Here is an 18,666-nt window from a genome sequence, read left to right on the forward strand (position 1 = left end):
ACGCTACCGCTGAATGGGGCGGTGACGTTTCTTTCGCGTCGATCCAGTTGAGTAGGAGGTTACCGAAAGACGGGTGCTGGGCTTCAGAGCTGAAACCAAAATCTATTTACAATTTAAGCAGCAAATTCCCCTGTTGCTCTTGCTCCGTTTGTCGCCCCCGACGTCATTCGATGATGCAAATTGGTCCCAACTTCGACGATCGCGCGAATGGCTGGAATGAGTTCTTTTCCCAGATTGGTCAAGGCATAGTCGACGCTTGGTGGGATGGTCGCTCGAACGGTGCGTGAAAGTACTCCGCGCTCTTCCAGATCTTTCAATCGCGCACTCAGTACCTTGGCGGAGATTGCCGGCATTGCGCGCCGCATCTCAGAGAAGCGGCGCTGCCCCTCGCTGAGGTTCCAGATGATCTCCGGCGTCCACACGCCGCCGAGCAGGCTCATACAGGCGGACATTGGGCAGCCCGGAGGGGGGGGCAACTTTCTTTCTCAACTTTAGAAACATGACCCTCTCCTGGGCACGGCGCCGCAACCTGGTTTCCCGGCGGATACCGGAAAATGATAGTCACCGGAAGTTACCGGGTTTCATCGGGTAACGGCACCCCCTATTGCAGTGACGCGGACAGAGGATTCACGCGTACGATGAGACGTGCGAGTCTGGGCGATGGCTCAGACGGTATGCGTGCTCCTCGATGCGACCGGCGCGGCACGGCTGGCTGCGATTGCCAGCGACCGCTTCCGCCCGCTCAAACACACCCAGCGCGCCCGCATCGTCCTGCTCTCGGCCGAGCGCTTGAGTGTCCAAGACGTCGCTCGGCGGGCGGGCGTCAGCCGCCCGGCCGTATGGCGCTGGCAGCGGCGCTACGCCGAGGCGGGCGTCGAAGGTCTGCTGCGCGACAAGACGCGTCCTCCCGGGACAGCACCCCATTCGACCGAGACGGTGGCCGAGGTGCTGGCGCTGACCTGCTCGGAGCCGCCGGGTGAGGTCACGCACTGGACCGGCCGTGCCGTGGCTCGCGCTGTCGGGATCTCGTTGCGCGCCGTGCAACGGATCTGGGACGCTCACCGCCTCCAGCCGCATCCACTGCGCACGTTCAAGCGCTCGCGCGACCCGGCCTTCGCCGCCAAGGTCGAGAATGTCGTCGGCCTCTACATGGCTCCACCCGCCCACGCGGTGGTGCTGTCCCTCGATGAGAAGAGCCAGATCCAGGCACTGGAGCGGACCCGCCCTGACCGTCCGCTCGCCCCAGGCCATCCCGTCGCCCAGACCCACGACTATACCCGTCACGGCACCACGACGCTGTTTGCCGCCCTCGACGTCCTGGCGGGCACCGTGCTCGGCCGCTGCATGCAGCGCCACCGGAACGGTGAGTTCATCCGGTTCCTCAACGCCGTCGAGGCTGCCGTCCCGCCCGGCAAGGCGATCCACGCGATCCTCGACAACGTCGCCACCCACAAGCATCCGAAGGTGCGCGCTTGGCTTGCCCGCCACCCGCGCTGGACCTTCCACTTCACCCCGACCTCGGCCTCGTGGCTCAACGCGGTCGAGGGCTTCTTCTCAGCGCTGACCCGTCGTCGGCTGCGGCGAGGCTCCTTCACCGGCGTCGTCGACCTGCAGGCAGCGATCAAACGCTACATCGCCGAGCACAACCGGAACGCCAAACCCTTCGTCTGGACCAAGCCAGCCACCGACATCCTCGCCGCCGTCAGCCGATCCCCTGAACCATCCGTCTGAGTCAGTGCACTAGTTCTTCCGGCGCAATACCTCATTCCTTCATCGTCGGAGATCTCCGTGAATACAAAGCTTGCCTCCGCCCTGGCCGTGACCCTCGCGCTTGCCACGTCAGCACTGTCCCAAACTCCGCCGACACGCGATCCTGCTCAGATCCAGGCTGGCACATACGCTGTCGATCCCGGCCACACACAGGTGGGATGGAAGGTCTCGCACATGGGATTTTCGAACTATCACGGTGGTTTCTCGGACGTGTCGGGCTCCCTGACCCTCGATCCGAAGAGCCCGGCCCAGTCGAAGCTCTCGATCAAGATCCCGGTGGCGTCGGTCTCGACCACCAGCGACAAGCTCACCGGTGAGCTCAAGGGCGACCAGTGGCTCGACGGGGCCAAATTCCCGGCTCGACCTTCGTGTCAACGAAGGTCGAGCCGCATGGCAAGGACAAGGCGAAGGTGCTCGGCAACCTCACCCTGCACGGCGTCACGAAGCCCGTCACCCTCGACGTTACCCTGGTGGGCGTAGGCGCCAATTCAATGAGCAAGAAGTACACGGTCGGCTTCGACGCGACCGGCACAATCAAGCGCTCCGAGTTCGGTGTAAAGACCTACGTCCCCCTTATCGGCGACGACCTTCACCTCACCATCGCGGGCGCCTTCGAGCTTCAGGACTGACACCAGGGTCCGGGGAGCGGAGGGCGGTCATGTTGGAGGTAACGCGGCGCTACACCCGCGTGGCGATCCTGCTGCACTGGGTCAGCGCGCTCTGCGTGCTGGGTCTGCTCGGGATGGGCCTGCTCATGGTGCATGGGGACCTGGCGCCGATGCGCCGGTTCCAGCTATACCAGTGGCACAAGTCGGTTGGCATCACTGTCCTTCTGCTGACCGTCCTGCGTCTCGCCTGGCGCCTCGGCCACAAGCCGCCGCCCCAGCCGGACGGCATGCCAGCACGTGAGCGCCGGGCGGCCTCGGCGGCTCACTTTGCCCTGTACGGGTTGCTGGTGGGGCTGCCGCTCGTTGGCTGGGCCCTCGTGTCGCTCTCGCCCTTCAACATTCCGACCGTGCTTTTCGGCCAGATCCCCTGGCCGCACCTGCCCCTCTCCGAACTCGTCGACCCCGCTGTTGGCGAGGCCGTGATGAAGCGCGTCCACGCCTACGGTGCGTGGTTCCTCGGCCTGCTCGTCCTGCTGCACGTGGCGGCGGCGCTGCGCCATCACTGGGTTCTCCGCGACGGCGTCCTGCGTCGCATGTCACCGGTCCTGCGCGGCACGGGCAGCCATTCCCTCACGAGATCATCGTCATGACCGTCCGTCACCTGCTCGTCCTGATGGCCCTCCAGGCGGTCCCCCCCCAGGTGTTCGCGGCCGAGTGGCAGGTCGATCCCGCGAGAAGCGCGATCAGGTTCTCGGGTGTACAGGTCGGTGTGCCGTTCACGGGGGGATTTCAGCGATTCGAGGCGGCGGTGAGCTTCGATCCCGCCAAACCCGAGACCGGCCATGCCACCGTGCAGATCGACCTGGCCTCCGCCAAGACCGGAGACGTTCAGCGCGACGAGGCGCTGCCGCAGAAGGACTGGTTCGACGTGAAGGCTGAGGCGAAGGCCCGCTTCGAGGCGACCCGTTTCGTGGACAGGGGCGACGGCCGCTACGAAGCGGTCGGTACCCTGACCATCCGGGGCAAGACGAAGACCGTCACGTTGCCGTTCCGTCTCACCCTCAACGGGGGGAAGGCCCACGCGGTCGGGCATCTCGACCTCGTCCGCACGGAGTTTGGCGTTGGCCAAGGCGCTTGGACATCGGGACAGTGGGTTGCACTAGAGGTTGGCGTCGACGTTGAACTTACCGCATCGCTTAAGCCGGGGACTTGACCTCCTCGCCACGGACGAATCCAGGAATTCACCTGATTCGCCTACCAAGGTCTTGCTGTGCTTATGCGGCCTGGCTCCACGGGCCGTGTTAAAACGTACCGATGGATCAAGGCGCGAATGCAGGAGGCGGCTTCTCGGACCTCGATCCGCCCTGAGCAATCTCCTAAGAGGCTGTTTGAGCTTTTTTAATCTGGGTCGTTGAGTGCATTGGCGGCCATAAGGCTGGCGGCACAGGCGAGACGCCCAGTTGCGACGTCGAGGCGGCCAGCGCGCTCGCGCTGCAGGCCACCCCAATGGGTGAGTCAGTCGAAGGTCCTCTCCACGACCCAGCGCCGCTCCAGAACGACGAAGCCTTTCTGGTCGGGCCGCTTCTCGACGACGCGGTGGCGCATGCCGTGGAGGTTGCACCACTCCTGGCAGCGCTGGGCCGTGAAGGCACCGTCGAGGAGGGCTAGACGAAGGCTGGGCCAGTTCTCCTTGCCCGCGTCCAGCGCCAGCAGCGTGTCGCGATCCTGCACGTTGGCCGGCACGACGGCCAGCGCTAGCAAGTGCCCCTCGGCGTCGACCAGCGCGCGACGCGTTTGCGCCCGACCAGCTTCTTGGCTCCGTCGTAGCCACGCGGCCCCCGCACCCCGATGCAATTGACGCTCTGCGTCTCGATGATCGCCAGCCTCGGATCGGGCCGACGTCCGCAGCGCCGCCGCTGGCGGCGGGCCAGAGCCCGCATCAGGCTCTCGAACAGTCCCTTTTCAATCCAGCGCCGGAACCAGCCGTAGACCGTGCGCCAGGGCGGAAAGCCCGCAGGCAGCGCCCGCCACCCTCCGCCCGTCCGCAGGTGCCAGGCGATTCTTGCCAACACGTGGCGCGCCGCTGTCGCGTCCGGTCGGCCTGGCGGATCGGCTCGTTCCAGGAAGCCGGCCACCTCGTCCAGGCATGCTTGCAGCACCACGTCCTTCAGGCGCGCCTCATGGCGTGTCCGATGTCGGTCCGTCCAACTCTGCTCTCCACTCCGCCCCACTAGGCGGAATTTGTGTTTGCACAGGAGACAGATGGGGACGGCCGGCGGAGGACCTCAAACAGTCTCTTAGACGACTACACCACATTGCTTGTGGCCGCACTCACTGAAAGCCTGCTTTGAGGACCGGAAAACTTGGCGTAATGTGCCAGTATGGCGCCGCGAGGAGGTTCTCGTGACGTCCAATGCCTAGCAAATGAAACCCGGCGCAACTGGAAATAGCGAGATACGGCCAATCATGTATCCTTCCCGGAAAACCGAAAGGCCGTCTTAATGGAGAGGGTAACCGTTGAGCTTGATAAGAGTATGTTGGAGGCGACTATCGAAGAACTTGAGCCCGATTTCGTGTCACAATGGGAACAACTGTGGCGTGGTAAGCTGCCTAATGAGGAGGATCATGATTGGAACTGGCCCGATCTCGTCGAGAATGAGTGCTCCAAAGAGAAAGGATACACCCATTTCGGTCTTAAATTTAACGGAATATGGCAATGCTTGATGATTACGCGCCCTAACACTGCCATGCGTGCAGGAGGCCCCGGAGAGCCCGGGATATATATCGAGTACTTATCATCCGCTCCTTGGAACCGCAAACGCGTTCGCGACCAAATTCAGTTTGAAAATGAAAGGATAACGCCAGCCGGCAGATGGATGGTCTGGAAAGCGACGAAGCAGAGCCGAGACATGGGCTATTATGGTCGAACTGCATGGCACAGTCTCCACGGGGCGGTAGATGACTACACACGGATGGTTCAAGGTCTAACCAACTTAGGTCCCGACGAGGACGAAGATGGTCTCCCATGGTTAGAGCTTCAACCAGCCGTAGCCGGCGCTTTTATTGAAAGCGCATCAACAGAAGCTGAACTATACAGATTTCCGGGTAGATAAAATGAACGATGCATTCGACGATACGGAGTTCTCCATTGGGAGACGTGTGCGCCTCGCATCCGATCGCTCTAGCCTATGGACAAGAGGGGGGTCAGCCTCCGGGCTTTCGTATGAGCTCGAATGGGCTGACGACAGTTCAATGGTTGCTGTATTGTGGCTGCGCGTCGCCGGCAAGGCAGTTTGGGGGAACGACGAACAAGGCGTCCGCTTGGATCTAACAGGTTTTCTCGCTCATTTATCGTCAAATTGGAACGTATTGCTGCTGGAGCAAGCGTATCCTGCGGGATTGTCTGCTTCCGCGCCTTCTAAAATTTCGAAAGAAATTAACGGCTCAGAGTTGGGCTCAAGTGCCATTAGTCTTGTGGAGAAATTTCTGTCCGGTCATAACATCGGGGCTTGGACATCTAATCCGAGCATTATTTCTGTGTGGTTATTGCGGCAAGGCAATAATATGATCATCGACGCCGGTTTCAATGATTGGACTTGGCCCATCGCGGATGTATTTCGCACTCTTTCGTCCCTTGGGAATGTAATTTCATCTAGGCTCGAGAAAATAAATGGAACAGAGTCAATTGTTGGCGCTTGGCATGCGAGAGATAAAATATCAGATATTGCAGCGGCGTCGATTTCGACAGGTTTGCCTGAAGATTCACTGCGGGGCTGGGTAAAAAAGGGTATTCTTAAGAGCATGCCCAGTCGCGACATACTCATCCAAGACATGAGTGAAGTTATGGCTGCCGCCAGAATGATGGGGCAGGTTGCAGATGAAGGAGCCTTATTTAAGCTTGCGAAAGTCATTGAGAGTATTCCGCCGCGTGAGACTTTGGCTTTGGATAGCTTAAGTGCTGAAGCTGTTGTGCAATTGGACCAGGCGCGTGATCGTCTTCCATATGCACAGGGCCATGATTTGGCGAAATGGTTACGCAAACAAATCGGCATGTGGCGCGAAGGAAGCAAGGTCGATCTTTCTAACCTTCTGTCAGATTGGGCTGTTGATCAACATGACCTTATCTTGACTCCTGCGATCCAAGCAGTAAGTATTTGGGGGCGGCATCATGGTCCGGCCATTATAATCAATCCAAATGGCAGTAGAAATATTGCTGGAGGCGATCGTGCCAGTGTCGCGCACGAGATATGCCATTTGCTCGTTGATCGGCATCGCAATCTCCCAGTCATTGATGTCCTTAAACATGACAATAAAAATGACAGTAGGGGAAGAATCGAAGCGCGGGCCAACGCCTTTGCAGCCGAATTTCTAGCGCCGATGGAATGGGCGTATAGTGTATATAGAGCATCGACAAGTGTCGACGACGCTTTGGGGCTTGTTATGAATACGTATGGAGTTACGAGAATGTTAACAGCCCGCCAGCTCTTAAACGCCCGAATAAACATCGGTGCGCAAATTAATCCTGAGGATGTTAGCTATCTTCAAGGGATCGTTTAAGGGAGCCTGGGCGTCCGCACGGCCACCAAGATATTTTTCGGCTGTAAAGTGAATATTCTACGTGAGCAAACGTAGATGAATCCCAAGCCGTCGTCGATCGCCGCTCGTGCCTTTGCCGGCAAACTGTCTAACCCCTCATTCCAAACGGACGGGGGCTCTCTTCCTGAGCGCCCCTGTTCGTCTCAAATCGTTTGGCAACAGACCAATAGCCCAGTGCGTCCGCTCTACCGGCTACGGAGTTCTTTTAAAACTTCCCGTTTGATTTGAGTAAAAATAGGATCCGCGAGAAGCGCTTCGTATTTACGCTGCCGGCCGAACGGCACCACGATCTCCCTCGCGACGCGGCCGGGTCGCCTCGTCAAGACGAGGATGCGGTCGGCCAGGAACAGGGCTTCCTCGATGTCGTGGGTCACGAAGAGGACCGTCGCGCTCGTCGCCTCACGTGCGACCAGTAACTGCTCCTGCATGGAGAGTCGCGTCTGGGCATCCAAGGCGCCGAAAGGCTCGTCCATCATCAGCATGCGTGGCTCAGAGATCCAGGCCCGCGCGATGGCCGCCCGCTGCCGCATGCCGCCAGATAGTTCGTAGGGCGCGTGGCTCTCGAACCCGGCGAGGCCCATGAGCGCGATCAGACGATCCGCTCGGGGACGATAGATAGCAGCCGGTACACCGGCGAGGCGTGGCGCAAAAGTGATGTTGTCCAGGACCGTGAGCCAGGGGAAGAGCAGCGCTTCTTGGAAGACGATGCCCCGATCCGGCCCAGGCGCCTTCACCGGGGCGCTCTCGACCCGGATGTGCCCCTCGGAAGGGCGCTCGAAATCGCAGAGTAGATCGAGAACGCTGGACTTGCCGCACCCGCTCGGGCCGAGCAGGCAGACGAACTCACCCTCCCGGACTGAGAAGGTGAGATGTTCCAGCGCCGTCGTCACGCGCCCTGTCCGCCCTTCAACGAAGCGCTTCGCGACGTCCTCAAAGACGATCAGGGGCTCTGTCAGCGGCGCTGCTTGGACGGGTCGAAGGCCGGGTGATGCCGTCATTTGGATCGTCATGGATCAGCCCCTCCCGGCCCAGGGCGTCACCCAGCGTTGGATACCGACGAGCGCGAGGTCGAGGGCGTACCCGGTCGCGCCCAGCAGGACGATGCCCAGCATGACCACGTCGGTTCGGAGATACGCCCCGGCATTCACGACCATCCAGCCGAGGCCGGCCTCCGAGGCGATCATCTCTGCGGCGATCAGAGTGGTCCATCCGATGCCGAACGCCAGACGCACGGTGACGAAGAGATCGGGTAGGATTGCCGGCAGGATCACGAACCGGAACATCGTGAAGCCGCGCGCACCGAGTGCCCGCGCGGCGCGCAACTGCAGCCGCCGGACCTGCTCCACGGCAGCGGCCGCCCCGACGATGATCGTGAGGACGGTGGACAGGTAGATCAGGAGAACCTTGGAGGTCTCGCCGATGCCGAACCACAGCACGACCAGAGGGATCAGGGCGAGCTTCGGCAGCGGGCGCAGGAACTGCACGAACGGATCTATGAGGGCGCTGAGAACGGGTGACATGCCCATGGCGATGCCAAGCGGGATTCCAGTGACGATCGCCGCGCCGAAACCCGCTAGAGCCCGGGCAAGGCTGAGGAGCAGATGGGCCCAGAGCGGCGTCTGCCGGTAGCCGTCCTGGAGCAACTCCCGCGTCGTCGCCAGGATTTCCGACGGCGGAGGCAGAAGCAGGGCGTCGACAAGCGACAGCCGCCCCGCGGTCTCCCAGATACCGATCACGAGCAGCACCGAGACAGTGCCGAGGAAGACGCGGCGCGACAGGGACGATTGAGTCACGCCGGAAACGCGCGGTTGAGCAACTCGTAGTTCACGTGCGGCGCGAAGGCGGACGGAACCCCGCCGCGCTTGATCTCGCCGGACTGCGCCAGGAAGTCGGCGGTGTCACCCAGTGCCTTCAAGAGCGGCGTGACCGCTCCTGTTCCGCCACGGCCCCAGTAATCCGGTCCTAATTGCTCTGCGAACGTCGGATAGGACAGGCCGGCAAGTGTATCCCGCACGGCCTCGAAAGGAGCGCCGAAATCCTGCGCCAGGATCCGCGACACGCCCTCGGGATCTGCCTTGTAGCGGTCGACCTGGGCCTGCACCGTCCGCAGCCAGGTCACCACGGTATCGGGGTAGCGTTGCGCGAACTCCGTGCGCACGATCGCCGAGTTCCAGAAGAAGAAGCCGTGGGGCTGAAGATCCTTGGACACCACCAGTTGCCGGGCGCCCGAGCCGATCAGCTCGGCCCAGAAGGGACCGTTGATATAGGTGCCATCGATGTCGCCCCGCCTCCAGGCCGCGATCGTCTCGGGCTGGTTGAGCGGCAGACGTCTGATCTTCGCTGGATCGAGGTTGTTGACCTTGATGACGGCTTCGAGTGCGAAGGCCATGGTGGAGGACGGCGCCACGGCGATGCGCTTGCCTTCCAGCTGCTTCGGCTCCGTGATCTCTGGCCGGACCACGAGGCGCTCGCTCGTCGCCACGATCTCTGGCGATCCCAGGATCTGGATAGGCAGATTGCGGGAGATGCCCGCCACGATCGGCGTGCTGCCGAAGATGGCGAAGTCGATTTGGCCGGCCGCCAGCAGTTGAAGTGCCGGCCCGCCGGCCGGAAATTGTACCCACTCGACACGGGTCCCGAGGGCGGCGTCGAAGGCGCCGTCGTGCTTGCCGATCACCCAGGCCCGCGGCGCCGTGAGGTAGCCGATGCGTACCACGTCAGGCTTTGCGCCCTGCTGCGCCCAGGCCCGGCCAGCGAGTGCGGCGGTCCCGAAAGCGGCCGCGCCGAGGGCCAGCAGGTGCCGGCGGGAAAAAGGTGGAGGATCGACTGTCATGGGAGCCCGTGATGTGATTCAGCCATGGTGCCCGAAGCCTTGACCTTCGAAGTCTTGGCTTTGCTCGGCACCGAAACCCCGGCGTCCTGGAGGAGAAGACGGCGATGCACCTTGCCGGACGAGTGTGGCGATGCAGCCGTATTCGTCAATCAAAATGTTCTTTTTAAAGAACGTTTGGATGTAGAAACACCTTCACTTGAACTGGCCTTGCAGCAGGATTTCGTTCCAACCAGGGACTGCCGGTAAAGTGGCGGTCACGATCGTGGCGGTACATCAAGCCCGCCCGCCCGCACGTGTGCTTTGCTCGCCAAAACTTCATCCAAGCATCATCGCGACTAAGAATTCGCCCGGCATTCGGATCGCACAACACAGGGGCGGAGACCGCAACGCAGACAGAGCCACCTGGGCCTCTGGCACATTCTTCCCAGAAGATCAGAGTTCGCCATAGTTCACATCCTCACAGTGTCGTTCTGTAAAAAGAACAATTTCATTGACTGGAGGAACGGCACTCTGCACTCTCTGAGGGCTCGGCCGTCGCCCATTGCGACCGTCGAACAGTCCACGACCTTTCAGACGGAGCTTCAAGTCCGATGGCCTTTCGACCCCTGCACGATCGCGTGCTGCTGCGCCGCCTCGAAGGTGAGGAGAAAACTAAGGGCGGCATCATCATCCCGGACACCGCCAAGGAGAAGCCGCAGGAGGGCGAGGTCGTCGCCGTCGGCCCCGGCGCCCGCGACGAGGCCGGCCGTATCAATGCCCTCGACGTGAAAGCGGGCGACCGGGTGCTGTTCGGCAAGTGGTCCGGCACCGAGATCAAGGTCGACGGCCAGGATCTGCTGATCCTCAAGGAATCCGACATCCTCGGCGTGATCGGCGCCTGAGCAAGTTTCGAACGCATCGACAACGGGAGTACTGGAATGGCTGCCAAGGACGTGAAATTCGCAGGCGATGCACGCGAGCGCCTGCTGCGCGGCGTCGATATCCTGGCGGACGCGGTGAAGGTCACATTGGGGCCGAAGGGCCGCAACGTCGTGATCGAGAAGAGCTTCGGCGCGCCGCGCATCACCAAGGACGGCGTCACCGTCGCCAAGGAGATCGAGCTCGAGGACCGCTTCGAGAATCTCGGTGCCCAGCTCCTGCGGGAGGTCGCCTCGAAGACCAACGATCTCGCGGGCGACGGCACGACGACCGCCACGGTGCTCGCCCAGGCCATCGTCCGCGAGGGCGCCAAGGCTGTCGCGGCGAACTTCAACCCGCTCGACCTGAAGCGCGGCATTGACCTCGCCACGGCCGCCGCCGTCAAGGACATCACGGCCCGCGCCCGCAAGGTCACGACGTCCGACGCCATCGCCCAGGTCGGCACGATCTCGGCCAATGGCGATGCCGAGATCGGCCGGCTGATCGCGCAGGCCGTGGAGAAGGTCGGCAACGAGGGGGTGATCACCGTCGAGGAGGCCAAGACCGCGGAGACCGAGCTCGACGTCGTCGAGGGATTGCAATTCGACCGCGGCTATCTCTCCCCGTACTTCGTGACCAACACCGAGAAGCTGATCGCCGAACTCGAGGATCCCTACATCCTCATCCACGAGAAGAAGCTGTCCTCGCTCCAGGCACTGCTACCGGTGCTCGAGGCGGTCGTTCAATCGAGCCGGCCCCTGCTGATCATCGCCGAGGATGTCGAGGGCGAGGCGCTCGCCACCCTCGTCGTCAACAAGCTCCGCGGCGGCCTCAAGATCGCGGCCGTGAAGGCGCCGGGCTTCGGAGACCGCCGCAAGGCGATCCTCGAGGACATCGCGATCCTGACCAACGGCCAGGTTGTGTCCGAGGATCTCGGCATCAAGCTCGAGAACGTGACGCTCGCCCTGCTCGGGCAGGCCAAGCGCATCCGTATCGACAAGGAGAGCACGACGATCGTCGACGGTTCGGGCGACAAGGCGCTGATCGAGGCCCGTGTCGGCCAGATCAAGGCGCAGATCGAGGACACCACCTCCGACTACGACCGCGAGAAGCTCCAGGAGCGCCTGGCCAAGCTCGCCGGCGGCGTCGCGGTCATCCGCGTTGGCGGTGCCACCGAGGTCGAGGTCAAGGAGAAGAAGGACCGCGTCGACGACGCGCTCAACGCCACCCGCGCCGCGGTGGAAGAGGGCATCGTTCCCGGCGGCGGGGTTGCCTTGTTGAGGGCCCAGAAAGCCGTCTCCGCACTGAAGAGCGAAAACGCGGATGTCCAGGCCGGCATCAAGATCATTCTCAAGGCGCTCGAGGCTCCGATCCGTCAGATCGTCGCCAATGCCGGCGTCGAGGGCTCGATCATCGTCGCCAAGATCCTCGAAAACCCGTCCGACACCTTCGGCTTCGATGCACAGACCGAGACCTACGGTGACCTCATCGAGGCCGGCATCGTCGATCCGGTCAAGGTCGTGCGCACGGCGCTGCAGGACGCGGCGTCCGTGGCCGGCCTCCTGGTAACGACCGAAGCGCTCGTCGCCGAACGGCCGAGAGAGAAGTCGGCGCCGCCCGCCCCGGGCGGCCCGGACTTCTGATCGTCTCCGGCGAGGGGCCGGCTATGCGGTCTCTCGCCGCCTCGGCAAACGGATGGCCGATTGACTCGGCCAGCATCCTATCGGGGGCGCCTTCTTCGCGAATGAGGAAGGCAACGCCCCTTAGAGAAGACAGACTACCGGTCGCAAAGGCGTTTTTCTGCCACGTCCTTCAATGAGGTGGGTTTATGGCTGTTTCGCAGGAGTTTCGCCGTCAGCTCGAAGGGTACAGCCTCACTACCGCCGAGGTGCTGTACCATCTTCCCGATCACCCCCATCTGCTGCAGGTCTTCGTCTGGCAGCAGCACGACATCTTCCCGCTGTTTCCTGAACTCAAACGCTTCCTGGCTTTCTGGCAGGAAACGCTGGATGGACCGCTCCATTCGGTCAGGGTGATGCACAGTCGTCTGATCAAACCGGCCGAGTTGAAGACGATTTCGGGCGAATTCAACCTCCACTAAGCTTACCTTGGACCGAGCACCCACGACGTCGGAGAGGCCGTGCACCTCGTCCGCCGAAGGAGCGAGGCTGTCCTTTGGGCCGGGGCGGAGACAATCGCGGCGCGGCTCGTGATCGGGCAGGTGACGTGGCGTCTGGGCTGATCCATGACGGACGATCCGCAATGATGGCGCCCCGCGCCTGTTAGAGCCGCACCCGTTCGGTTTGCAACCGCGACGGCGCGGGCATGAACGACCAGACATGTGCCGCTTCTGTCGCTCAGCTCAGGCGAGATGGCAGGCCACCTGATGCCTTGCTTCTGCGGTTGGGCGGAGTGCTGGCGGCTCGGAGCGGCAGCGTTCGACCGCGATCGGGCAGCGGGGATGGAAGTTGCAGCCCGCCGAAGGGGCGTAGTGACTCGGCAATTCGTCGGGTTGCCCGGAACCCCTCTCGATCCTGTGCCGCCTGCGCTCCTGTGACGGTACAGCCGCGAGGAGCCTGCGGGTGTAGGGATGGGTCGGCGCGCGCCACAGCGCCTCGCGGGACGCGATCTCGACGATCCGGCCGAGATACATCACGGCGACCCGATCGGAGACGTACTCGACCACGGAGAGGTCGTGGCTGATGAACAGGAGAGCGACACCGCGCTCCACCTGGCAATCGTGCAGCAGGTTCAGGATCTGCGCCTGGACCGAAACGTCGAGGGCCGAGACCGGCTCGTCGCAGACGACAAGGTCGGGTTCCAATGCCAGAGCGCGCGCGATGCCGATGCGCTGGCGCTGACCGCCCGAGAAGGCATGCGGATAGCGCCCGGCGGCATCGGCGGGCAGGCCGACATCTGCCAGCAGCCGCGCCACCCGCGCCCGACGCTCGGCGGCCGAGCCGCGCCCGTGGATGCGCAGCGGCTCCTCGATCAGCCTGCCGACAGTCCAGCGCGGGTCCAGCGCCGCTCCGCTGTCCTGGAACACCATCTGGAGGCGGGCTCGCTCCCTCCTCAAGTTGCGGGCGGACAATCCGACGAGGTCGCGCCCGCCGAGGCGGATCGCTCCTCGGGTCGGGTCCACGAGGCGGAGGATGGCACGGCCAAGGGTGGATTTGCCACAACCCGATTCGCCGACGAGGCCGAGGGTCTCGCCAGAGTAGATCTCGAACGAAACGCCATCCACCGCCCGTACCGTACCGCGGCCGGTCCGATAATGAATCGCGAGGTCGTCGACGACCAGCAACGGGGGGCCGTCAACCTCAGGCGCCAAGCGATGCAGTGAATTGCTCTGAAGCACGGATTTTCTTCCAACGGAGGCAGGCGACCTGCTCGGTGGCTGACCCGGCCGCGTCCAGGGACGGCAGAGTCTCGCGGCAGAGCGCATCTACGGACGTACAACGGGGCGCGAAGGCGCAGCCGGGCGGCATGGCGCCCAGCGGCGGGACCTGGCCGGGAATCTCGGCGAGGCGTGGCCTCGGACTTGTCCCAAGGCGCGGACGCGCCGCGAGAAGGCCGCGCGTGTAGGGGTGGAGCGGCGCCGCGATCAAAGTCTCGGCGGAGCGTGTCTCGACCACGCGGCCGGCATACATCACCGAGACCCGGTCGGCATGTTCGGCAACGAGGCCGAGATCGTGGGTGATCAGCACCACCGCCATCCCGGTCTCGCAGCGTAGGTCGTCGAGCAGGTCAAGGATCTCCGCCTGCACCGTGACGTCGAGGGCCGTGGTCGGCTCATCGGCAATGAGAACAGCCGGCGTGCAAGCCAGCGCCATGGCGATCATCACGCGCTGGCGCATGCCGCCCGACAAGCGATGAGGATACTCGCCGAACCGGTGCTCTGGATCGGGGATGCGGACACGCGCGAGCAGGGCGAGTGCCCGGGCACGAGCCTCGGCGCGGCTCACGGCCTCATGCTCGCGGATCGCCTCGACGATCTGCGCACCCACGGTCAGAACCGGATTGAGGGCCGTCATCGGCTCCTGGAAGATCATGGCGATGCGGGCGCCCCGCAGGCGCCGCATCGCCTCGCCTTCCAGGCCGAGGATGTCGCGTCCTTCGAGACGGACGCGGCCCCTGGCGCGGGCGTTGCCGGGAAGCAGGCCGAGCAGGGCGTAGGCGGTGAGCGACTTGCCGCAGCCGGATTCGCCGACGAGCGCCAGGATCTCGCCCGGCGCAACAGCGAAACTGACGCCCCGCACGGCGACGAGTTCGCCGCCCCGGTCGTGGAAGGCGACGGACAGGTCCTTCACCTCCAGAACCGGCCGTTCGTTGTGCGCGCTCACCGGGCCGCCCGCTTCAGGTCGAGGGCATCGTTGAGGCCGTCGCCCAGGAGATTGAGGCCGAGGACGGCGGCCACGATGGCGAGGCCAGGCACGGCGGCCACGAACCAGTCGGTGCGGATCACCTCGCGGCCGGCCCCGACCATGCCGCCCCAGCTGACGACGTTGGGATCGCCGAGACCGAGGAAGGCGAGGCTCGACTCAGCCAGGATCGCGTTCGCCACAAGGATCGAGGCGGAGACGATCACCGGTGCCAGCACGTTGGGCAGGATGTGGAGCCCGATGATGCGCGCATCCGAGGCGCCGATGACGATGGAGGACTGGACGAGCTCGCCATCCCGCAGGCGCAAGACCTCCGCGCGCACCAGACGGGCGAGCGCCGGCCAGCCGGTGAGCCCGATCGCCAGCACGATGGTCGAAATGGAGGGCTGCAGCACCGCCACGATGGCGAGAGTGAACAGGAAGGGCGGGATGGTCTGGAACAGCTCGGTGAGCCGCATCAGGGCAGCTTCAATGCGCCCCCCGTAATACCCTGCCACCGCACCGATCCCGACGCCGATGACGAGGGCCACGAGGGTGGCGACGGCGCCGATCAGGAGCGAGATCCGGGCCCCGTGAGCGATGCCGGCGGCGAGATCGCGGCCGAGCATGTCGGTTCCTAGGGGAAAGTCCGGATCGGCGCCGGGCCATTGCAGGGGAGCGCCCACCATGTCGAGCGGATCGCCCGGATAGAGGACCGGCGCGGCGAGGCCCGACCCAGCAACGAGGCCGAGAAGAATGAGGCCGACAAGCGCCGACGGGCGTTGCACCAGGCGGGCGAGTAGCCCGGCCGGATTCCGCCGCGACGCGGCCAGGGGAAGGGCAGACGCCATCGGCTTAGGACCGGGTGGTGCGCGGGTCGAGCACCCCGTAGAGCAGGTCGACCGCTAGGTTGGCGAGGACGACCACCACCGAGCTGCAGAGCAGGATGCCGAGCAGTAGGTTGAGATCACGCTGGAACAGGGCCTCGAAGGCCAGGCGCCCGAGGCCCGGCCAGGCGAAGACCGTCTCCACCAGAACGGCGCCGCCCAGGATCGAACCGAGCTGTAGCCCAAGCTGTGTCACCACCGGCAGGAGCGCGTTGCGCAGAACGTGGCGGCGGGCGATCCGGTGCGGCCGCACGCCCTTGGCCACCGCCGTGCGCACGTAATCCTGCCTGTAGGCCTCCAGCATCGCGGCGCGGGTCAGGCGGGTGTAGACCGCGAGGTAGTACAGGCCGAGCGTGAGGGCCGGGAGCAGGAGATGCCGTGCAACGTCGGCCGCGTAGCCAAGCCCGGTAAGGCCGGCCTCCACCTGCGCCATGCCGCCCACCGGCAGCCAGTCGAGCCAGACCGAGAACACCACGATCAGCATCACCCCGATCCAGAACACCGGCGTGGCGTAGAATAGGAGCGCAAGGATCGAGATCGCAGTGTCGAGGGGGCGGCCCGCGTGGCGCGCGGCGGCAAAGCCCAACGCTCCGCCAACGAGAACGGCAAATCCGATGCTGGTGCCCATCAGGAGCAGCGTCGGCCCGACCCGCTGGAGGATCAGGGTCGCGACGGGCAGGCCCTGTCGGAAGGAGAAACCGAGATCGAGGGTGACCACGTTGGCGAGGTATCTGGCGAATTGTACGGCCATCGGCTGATCGAGGCCGAACTGCGCGCGGAGCGCGGCGATGTATTCGGGCGTGGCCGAGCCGGCTTCCCCGGCCAGGACCTGGACGGCGTCGCCGGGCGCCAGATGCAGCAGGCAGAAGTTGATGACGGCGATGCCGACCACCACCGACGCCATCTGGAAGAGGCGCCGGCCGAGGGTGCCCAGTTTCGCCGTCGACCCGCTCATCGCCCGCTCAATTGGCATTGGCGCGCGATTGCCCCGGTACCGGCCCGTCGAAGCGGAAGTCGCGCAGGGTGCCGTAGACCTGATCGCCCCGGGCGTCGTGGCGCAGGTTGGACGCCTCGACGGTGAAGAACTTAAGTTCCAGCAGTGGCAGGGTCGGTAGGTCCTCCAGCACGATCTGCTGGAAGCGCCGGAACAGGTCGCGGCGCTTGCCCGCCTCCGCCTCGCCCTGGACCGCTGCGATCAGCCCGTCGACCTCCGGGTTGCGGTAACCCGAGCCGTTCGTCCATGGAATGTTCTTGCCGATCGAAGCCGACCAATAGGCCCGGGTGACGCCGACCTGCGGATCCGAGAAGGCGGCGAACCAGGTGATCGCGATGGCGAAATCGCGATCCCCGTAGATGCGGCGCGTATAGCTCGGCGTGTCCTGGCTCCGGATATTCGCTTCGACGCCGACGCGGCGCAGGGAGGCTTTCAAGAATTCGGCCGTTCGTTTGAAATCGTCGCCATAGGGAATGTAGTCGATGTCGAGACTGAAGCGCGTCGCGTTCGCATCGCGCTTAAACCCGGCCTCGTCGAGGAGCGCCTCGGCCCGTTTTGGGTCGAACGGATGGGCCGGAACGTCCTTGGCGTGGAAATCCGTGAGCGTCGAAGGCACCGGGCTTGTCGCCGGCTGGCCGAAGCCGAACCAGACGACCTTGGCCAGAGCTGCACGATCGATCGCCAGGGCCAGGGCGCGGCGCACCCGCACGTCCTTGAGGGGGCCGCGCTCGACGTTGAAATCAGCAAACAGCCACGGCGAAAGCCATTCGTAGCCGGTGGTCGCGACGCGGAGGTTCGGCAGCGCGCCGAGGCGGGCGGCGTCTCGCAGGGGCACAGGGCTCAAGGGTGCGTATTGCGCCTCGCCCTTCTCCAGCGCCGCAGCGCGGGCGGCGGCATCCGGCAGGACACGGAAGACGACCTTGTCCAGATACGGCTTGCCCTGATCCCAGTAGCTCGGGTTGCGCTCCAGGACGATGTGGTTGCCGCGGTTCCATTCCTTGAAGACGAAGGGGCCCGTGCCGACTGGCTTGTTGTTGTAAGGGTTCGAGAGCACGTCCGTGCCCTCATACAGGTGTTTGGGAAGCACCTGCGCGCCGTTGCTGTTGAGGGACGACAAGATCGCCGGCGAGGGCTGGCTGAGGCGCAGGATCACCGTGAGCGGATCCGGTGTCTCGACGGTCGTCACCTTGCCGAAGGTGATCTGGTTGCGCGGATGGATCTTTGTCCAGACGTTCTCCAGGGTCCACTTGACGTCCGCCGCCGTGAAGGGCTTGCCGTCATGCCAAGTCACGCCGGAGCGCAGGTGCAGGGTCAGGCTGAGCCCGTCGGGTGCTGTCTCCCAGGCGGTGGCGAGAGCGGGAATCGGCTTGAGATCGCGGTCGTAATCCACGAGCCCGTCGAAGATCGTCCCACTCACCACGCCGGTCGGGGCGGCGGAACTGACTGCCGCGGTCAGGATCACCGGCTCCGGCTGCACGATCGCCGTCAAGGTCCCGCCGTTCCGCTCGGGCTCGGCGCATGCCGGGCCCACCGTGAGTGCGAGCGCAAGCATCACACCTGCGATGCCTCGAACAGACCCTGATACCATCCCGCCGCTCCCGTCGTACACGCCGAAGGCTAGGACAGCCGACCTGTCCCGCCACACCACGACGGCTGTGTATTGGATAATGGGACTGTCAGTACCAGCATGATCCGTTCGGTTGAATTCTCTATTTTTTCT

Annotated in this window: 19 protein-coding genes and 1 pseudogene; 9 read left to right on the plus strand and 11 right to left on the minus strand. The window is 63.9% G+C overall.

Features of this window, described 5'->3' with window-relative positions; genetic code table 11:
- Positions 1-113: 113 nt before the first annotated feature.
- The gene (locus MKK51_RS04765) at positions 114-440 is read right to left on the minus strand and encodes a winged helix-turn-helix transcriptional regulator (protein WP_243975317.1); all 327 of its coding nucleotides are present in this window, start codon (positions 438-440) and stop codon (positions 114-116) included.
- 220 nt (positions 441-660) lie between these two features.
- On the opposite strand from MKK51_RS04765, the gene MKK51_RS04770 reads away from it, so the two are divergent.
- The 4 genes and pseudogenes from MKK51_RS04770 to MKK51_RS04785 all read left to right on the plus strand — a co-directional run bounded on the left by MKK51_RS04770 (position 661) and on the right by MKK51_RS04785 (position 3,591).
- On the plus strand, positions 661-1,731 hold the full coding sequence (locus MKK51_RS04770) for an IS630 family transposase (RefSeq protein ID WP_243975318.1): 1,071 nt from the start codon (positions 661-663) through the stop codon (positions 1,729-1,731).
- A 57-nt stretch (positions 1,732-1,788) separates the two neighbouring features.
- A pseudogene (locus tag MKK51_RS04775) lies at positions 1,789-2,399 on the plus strand (YceI family protein).
- Positions 2,400-2,428: 29 nt separating this feature from the next.
- Positions 2,429-3,028 (plus strand): cytochrome b, encoded by a 600-nt coding sequence (locus MKK51_RS04780; RefSeq protein ID WP_243975320.1) that lies wholly within the window; start codon positions 2,429-2,431, stop codon positions 3,026-3,028.
- On the plus strand, positions 3,025-3,591 hold the full coding sequence (locus MKK51_RS04785) for a YceI family protein (protein WP_243975322.1): 567 nt from the start codon (positions 3,025-3,027) through the stop codon (positions 3,589-3,591). The genes MKK51_RS04780 and MKK51_RS04785 overlap by 4 nt, the downstream gene beginning before the upstream one ends.
- A 302-nt stretch (positions 3,592-3,893) precedes the next feature.
- Here MKK51_RS04785 and MKK51_RS04790 read toward each other — a convergent pair whose 3' ends face one another.
- Together MKK51_RS04790 and MKK51_RS04795 are read right to left on the minus strand one after the other, a co-directional pair.
- The gene (locus MKK51_RS04790; RefSeq protein ID WP_243975323.1) at positions 3,894-4,139 is read right to left on the minus strand and encodes a transposase; all 246 of its coding nucleotides are present in this window, start codon (positions 4,137-4,139) and stop codon (positions 3,894-3,896) included.
- Positions 4,133-4,609: a transposase gene (locus MKK51_RS04795; RefSeq protein ID WP_313898793.1), complete on the minus strand. Its 477-nt coding sequence runs from the start codon at positions 4,607-4,609 to the stop codon at positions 4,133-4,135. Before MKK51_RS04795 ends, MKK51_RS04790 begins: the two co-directional genes overlap by 7 nt.
- 832 nt (positions 4,610-5,441) lie before the next feature.
- Between MKK51_RS04795 and MKK51_RS04800 the strand changes: the two genes are divergently transcribed.
- A complete protein-coding gene (locus tag MKK51_RS04800) occupies positions 5,442-6,935 on the plus strand; it encodes an ImmA/IrrE family metallo-endopeptidase (RefSeq protein WP_243975325.1) in 1,494 nt (497 codons plus the stop codon).
- 224 nt (positions 6,936-7,159) lie between these two features.
- Here the strand turns inward: MKK51_RS04800 and MKK51_RS04805 are convergent, their stop codons facing one another.
- Genes MKK51_RS04805 through MKK51_RS04815 form a run of 3 tightly spaced genes read right to left on the minus strand, consistent with a single transcriptional unit; the run spans position 7,160 to position 9,807 of the window.
- Positions 7,160-7,972: an ABC transporter ATP-binding protein gene (locus MKK51_RS04805; protein WP_243975326.1), complete on the minus strand. Its 813-nt coding sequence runs from the start codon at positions 7,970-7,972 to the stop codon at positions 7,160-7,162.
- A 15-nt stretch (positions 7,973-7,987) separates the two neighbouring features.
- A complete protein-coding gene (locus MKK51_RS04810; protein WP_243975327.1) occupies positions 7,988-8,767 on the minus strand; it encodes an ABC transporter permease in 780 nt (259 codons plus the stop codon).
- The gene (locus MKK51_RS04815) at positions 8,764-9,807 is read right to left on the minus strand and encodes an ABC transporter substrate-binding protein (protein ID WP_243975328.1); all 1,044 of its coding nucleotides are present in this window, start codon (positions 9,805-9,807) and stop codon (positions 8,764-8,766) included. The genes MKK51_RS04810 and MKK51_RS04815 overlap by 4 nt, the downstream gene beginning before the upstream one ends.
- 24 nt (positions 9,808-9,831) lie before the next feature.
- Here MKK51_RS04815 and MKK51_RS04820 point away from each other — a divergent pair, with 24 nt between their 5' ends.
- From MKK51_RS04820 to MKK51_RS04835, 4 genes are all read left to right on the plus strand, one after another.
- Entirely contained in the window at positions 9,832-10,053 is a 222-nt protein-coding gene (locus tag MKK51_RS04820) for a hypothetical protein (RefSeq protein ID WP_243975329.1), read from the plus strand.
- Between the two features lie 344 nt (positions 10,054-10,397).
- Positions 10,398-10,688, plus strand: a complete 291-nt coding sequence (gene groES, locus MKK51_RS04825; RefSeq protein WP_243975330.1) for a co-chaperone GroES — start codon at positions 10,398-10,400, stop codon at positions 10,686-10,688.
- Between the two features lie 36 nt (positions 10,689-10,724).
- Positions 10,725-12,347, plus strand: a complete 1,623-nt coding sequence (gene groL, locus MKK51_RS04830) for a chaperonin GroEL (protein WP_243975331.1) — start codon at positions 10,725-10,727, stop codon at positions 12,345-12,347.
- A 185-nt stretch (positions 12,348-12,532) separates the two neighbouring features.
- Positions 12,533-12,805 carry an usg protein gene (locus tag MKK51_RS04835; protein WP_243975333.1) on the plus strand — a complete coding sequence of 91 codons (273 nt, stop codon included), beginning with the start codon at positions 12,533-12,535 and terminating at the stop codon, positions 12,803-12,805.
- Positions 12,806-13,066: 261 nt separating this feature from the next.
- Here MKK51_RS04835 and MKK51_RS04840 read toward each other — a convergent pair whose 3' ends face one another.
- Genes MKK51_RS04840 through MKK51_RS04860 form a run of 5 tightly spaced genes read right to left on the minus strand, consistent with a single transcriptional unit; the run spans position 13,067 to position 18,435 of the window.
- Positions 13,067-14,008, minus strand: coding sequence for an ABC transporter ATP-binding protein (locus MKK51_RS04840; RefSeq protein ID WP_243975335.1), 942 nt, complete (start codon positions 14,006-14,008; stop codon positions 13,067-13,069).
- Between the two features lie 16 nt (positions 14,009-14,024).
- Entirely contained in the window at positions 14,025-15,047 is a 1,023-nt protein-coding gene (locus tag MKK51_RS04845; protein WP_409565620.1) for an ABC transporter ATP-binding protein, read from the minus strand.
- Positions 15,044-15,916, minus strand: coding sequence for an ABC transporter permease (locus tag MKK51_RS04850; RefSeq protein WP_243975338.1), 873 nt, complete (start codon positions 15,914-15,916; stop codon positions 15,044-15,046). Before MKK51_RS04850 ends, MKK51_RS04845 begins: the two co-directional genes overlap by 4 nt.
- A gap of 4 nt (positions 15,917-15,920) precedes the next feature.
- The gene (locus MKK51_RS04855; protein WP_243975339.1) at positions 15,921-16,907 is read right to left on the minus strand and encodes an ABC transporter permease; all 987 of its coding nucleotides are present in this window, start codon (positions 16,905-16,907) and stop codon (positions 15,921-15,923) included.
- 7 nt (positions 16,908-16,914) lie between these two features.
- Complete coding sequence (locus tag MKK51_RS04860) at positions 16,915-18,435, minus strand: ABC transporter substrate-binding protein (RefSeq protein WP_243975341.1); 1,521 nt, start codon at positions 18,433-18,435, stop codon at positions 16,915-16,917.
- Between the last annotated feature and the right edge of the window lie 231 nt (positions 18,436-18,666).

This window comes from Methylobacterium sp. E-045 (genome assembly GCF_022829685.1).
Classification (GTDB): Bacteria; Pseudomonadota; Alphaproteobacteria; order Rhizobiales; family Beijerinckiaceae; genus Methylobacterium.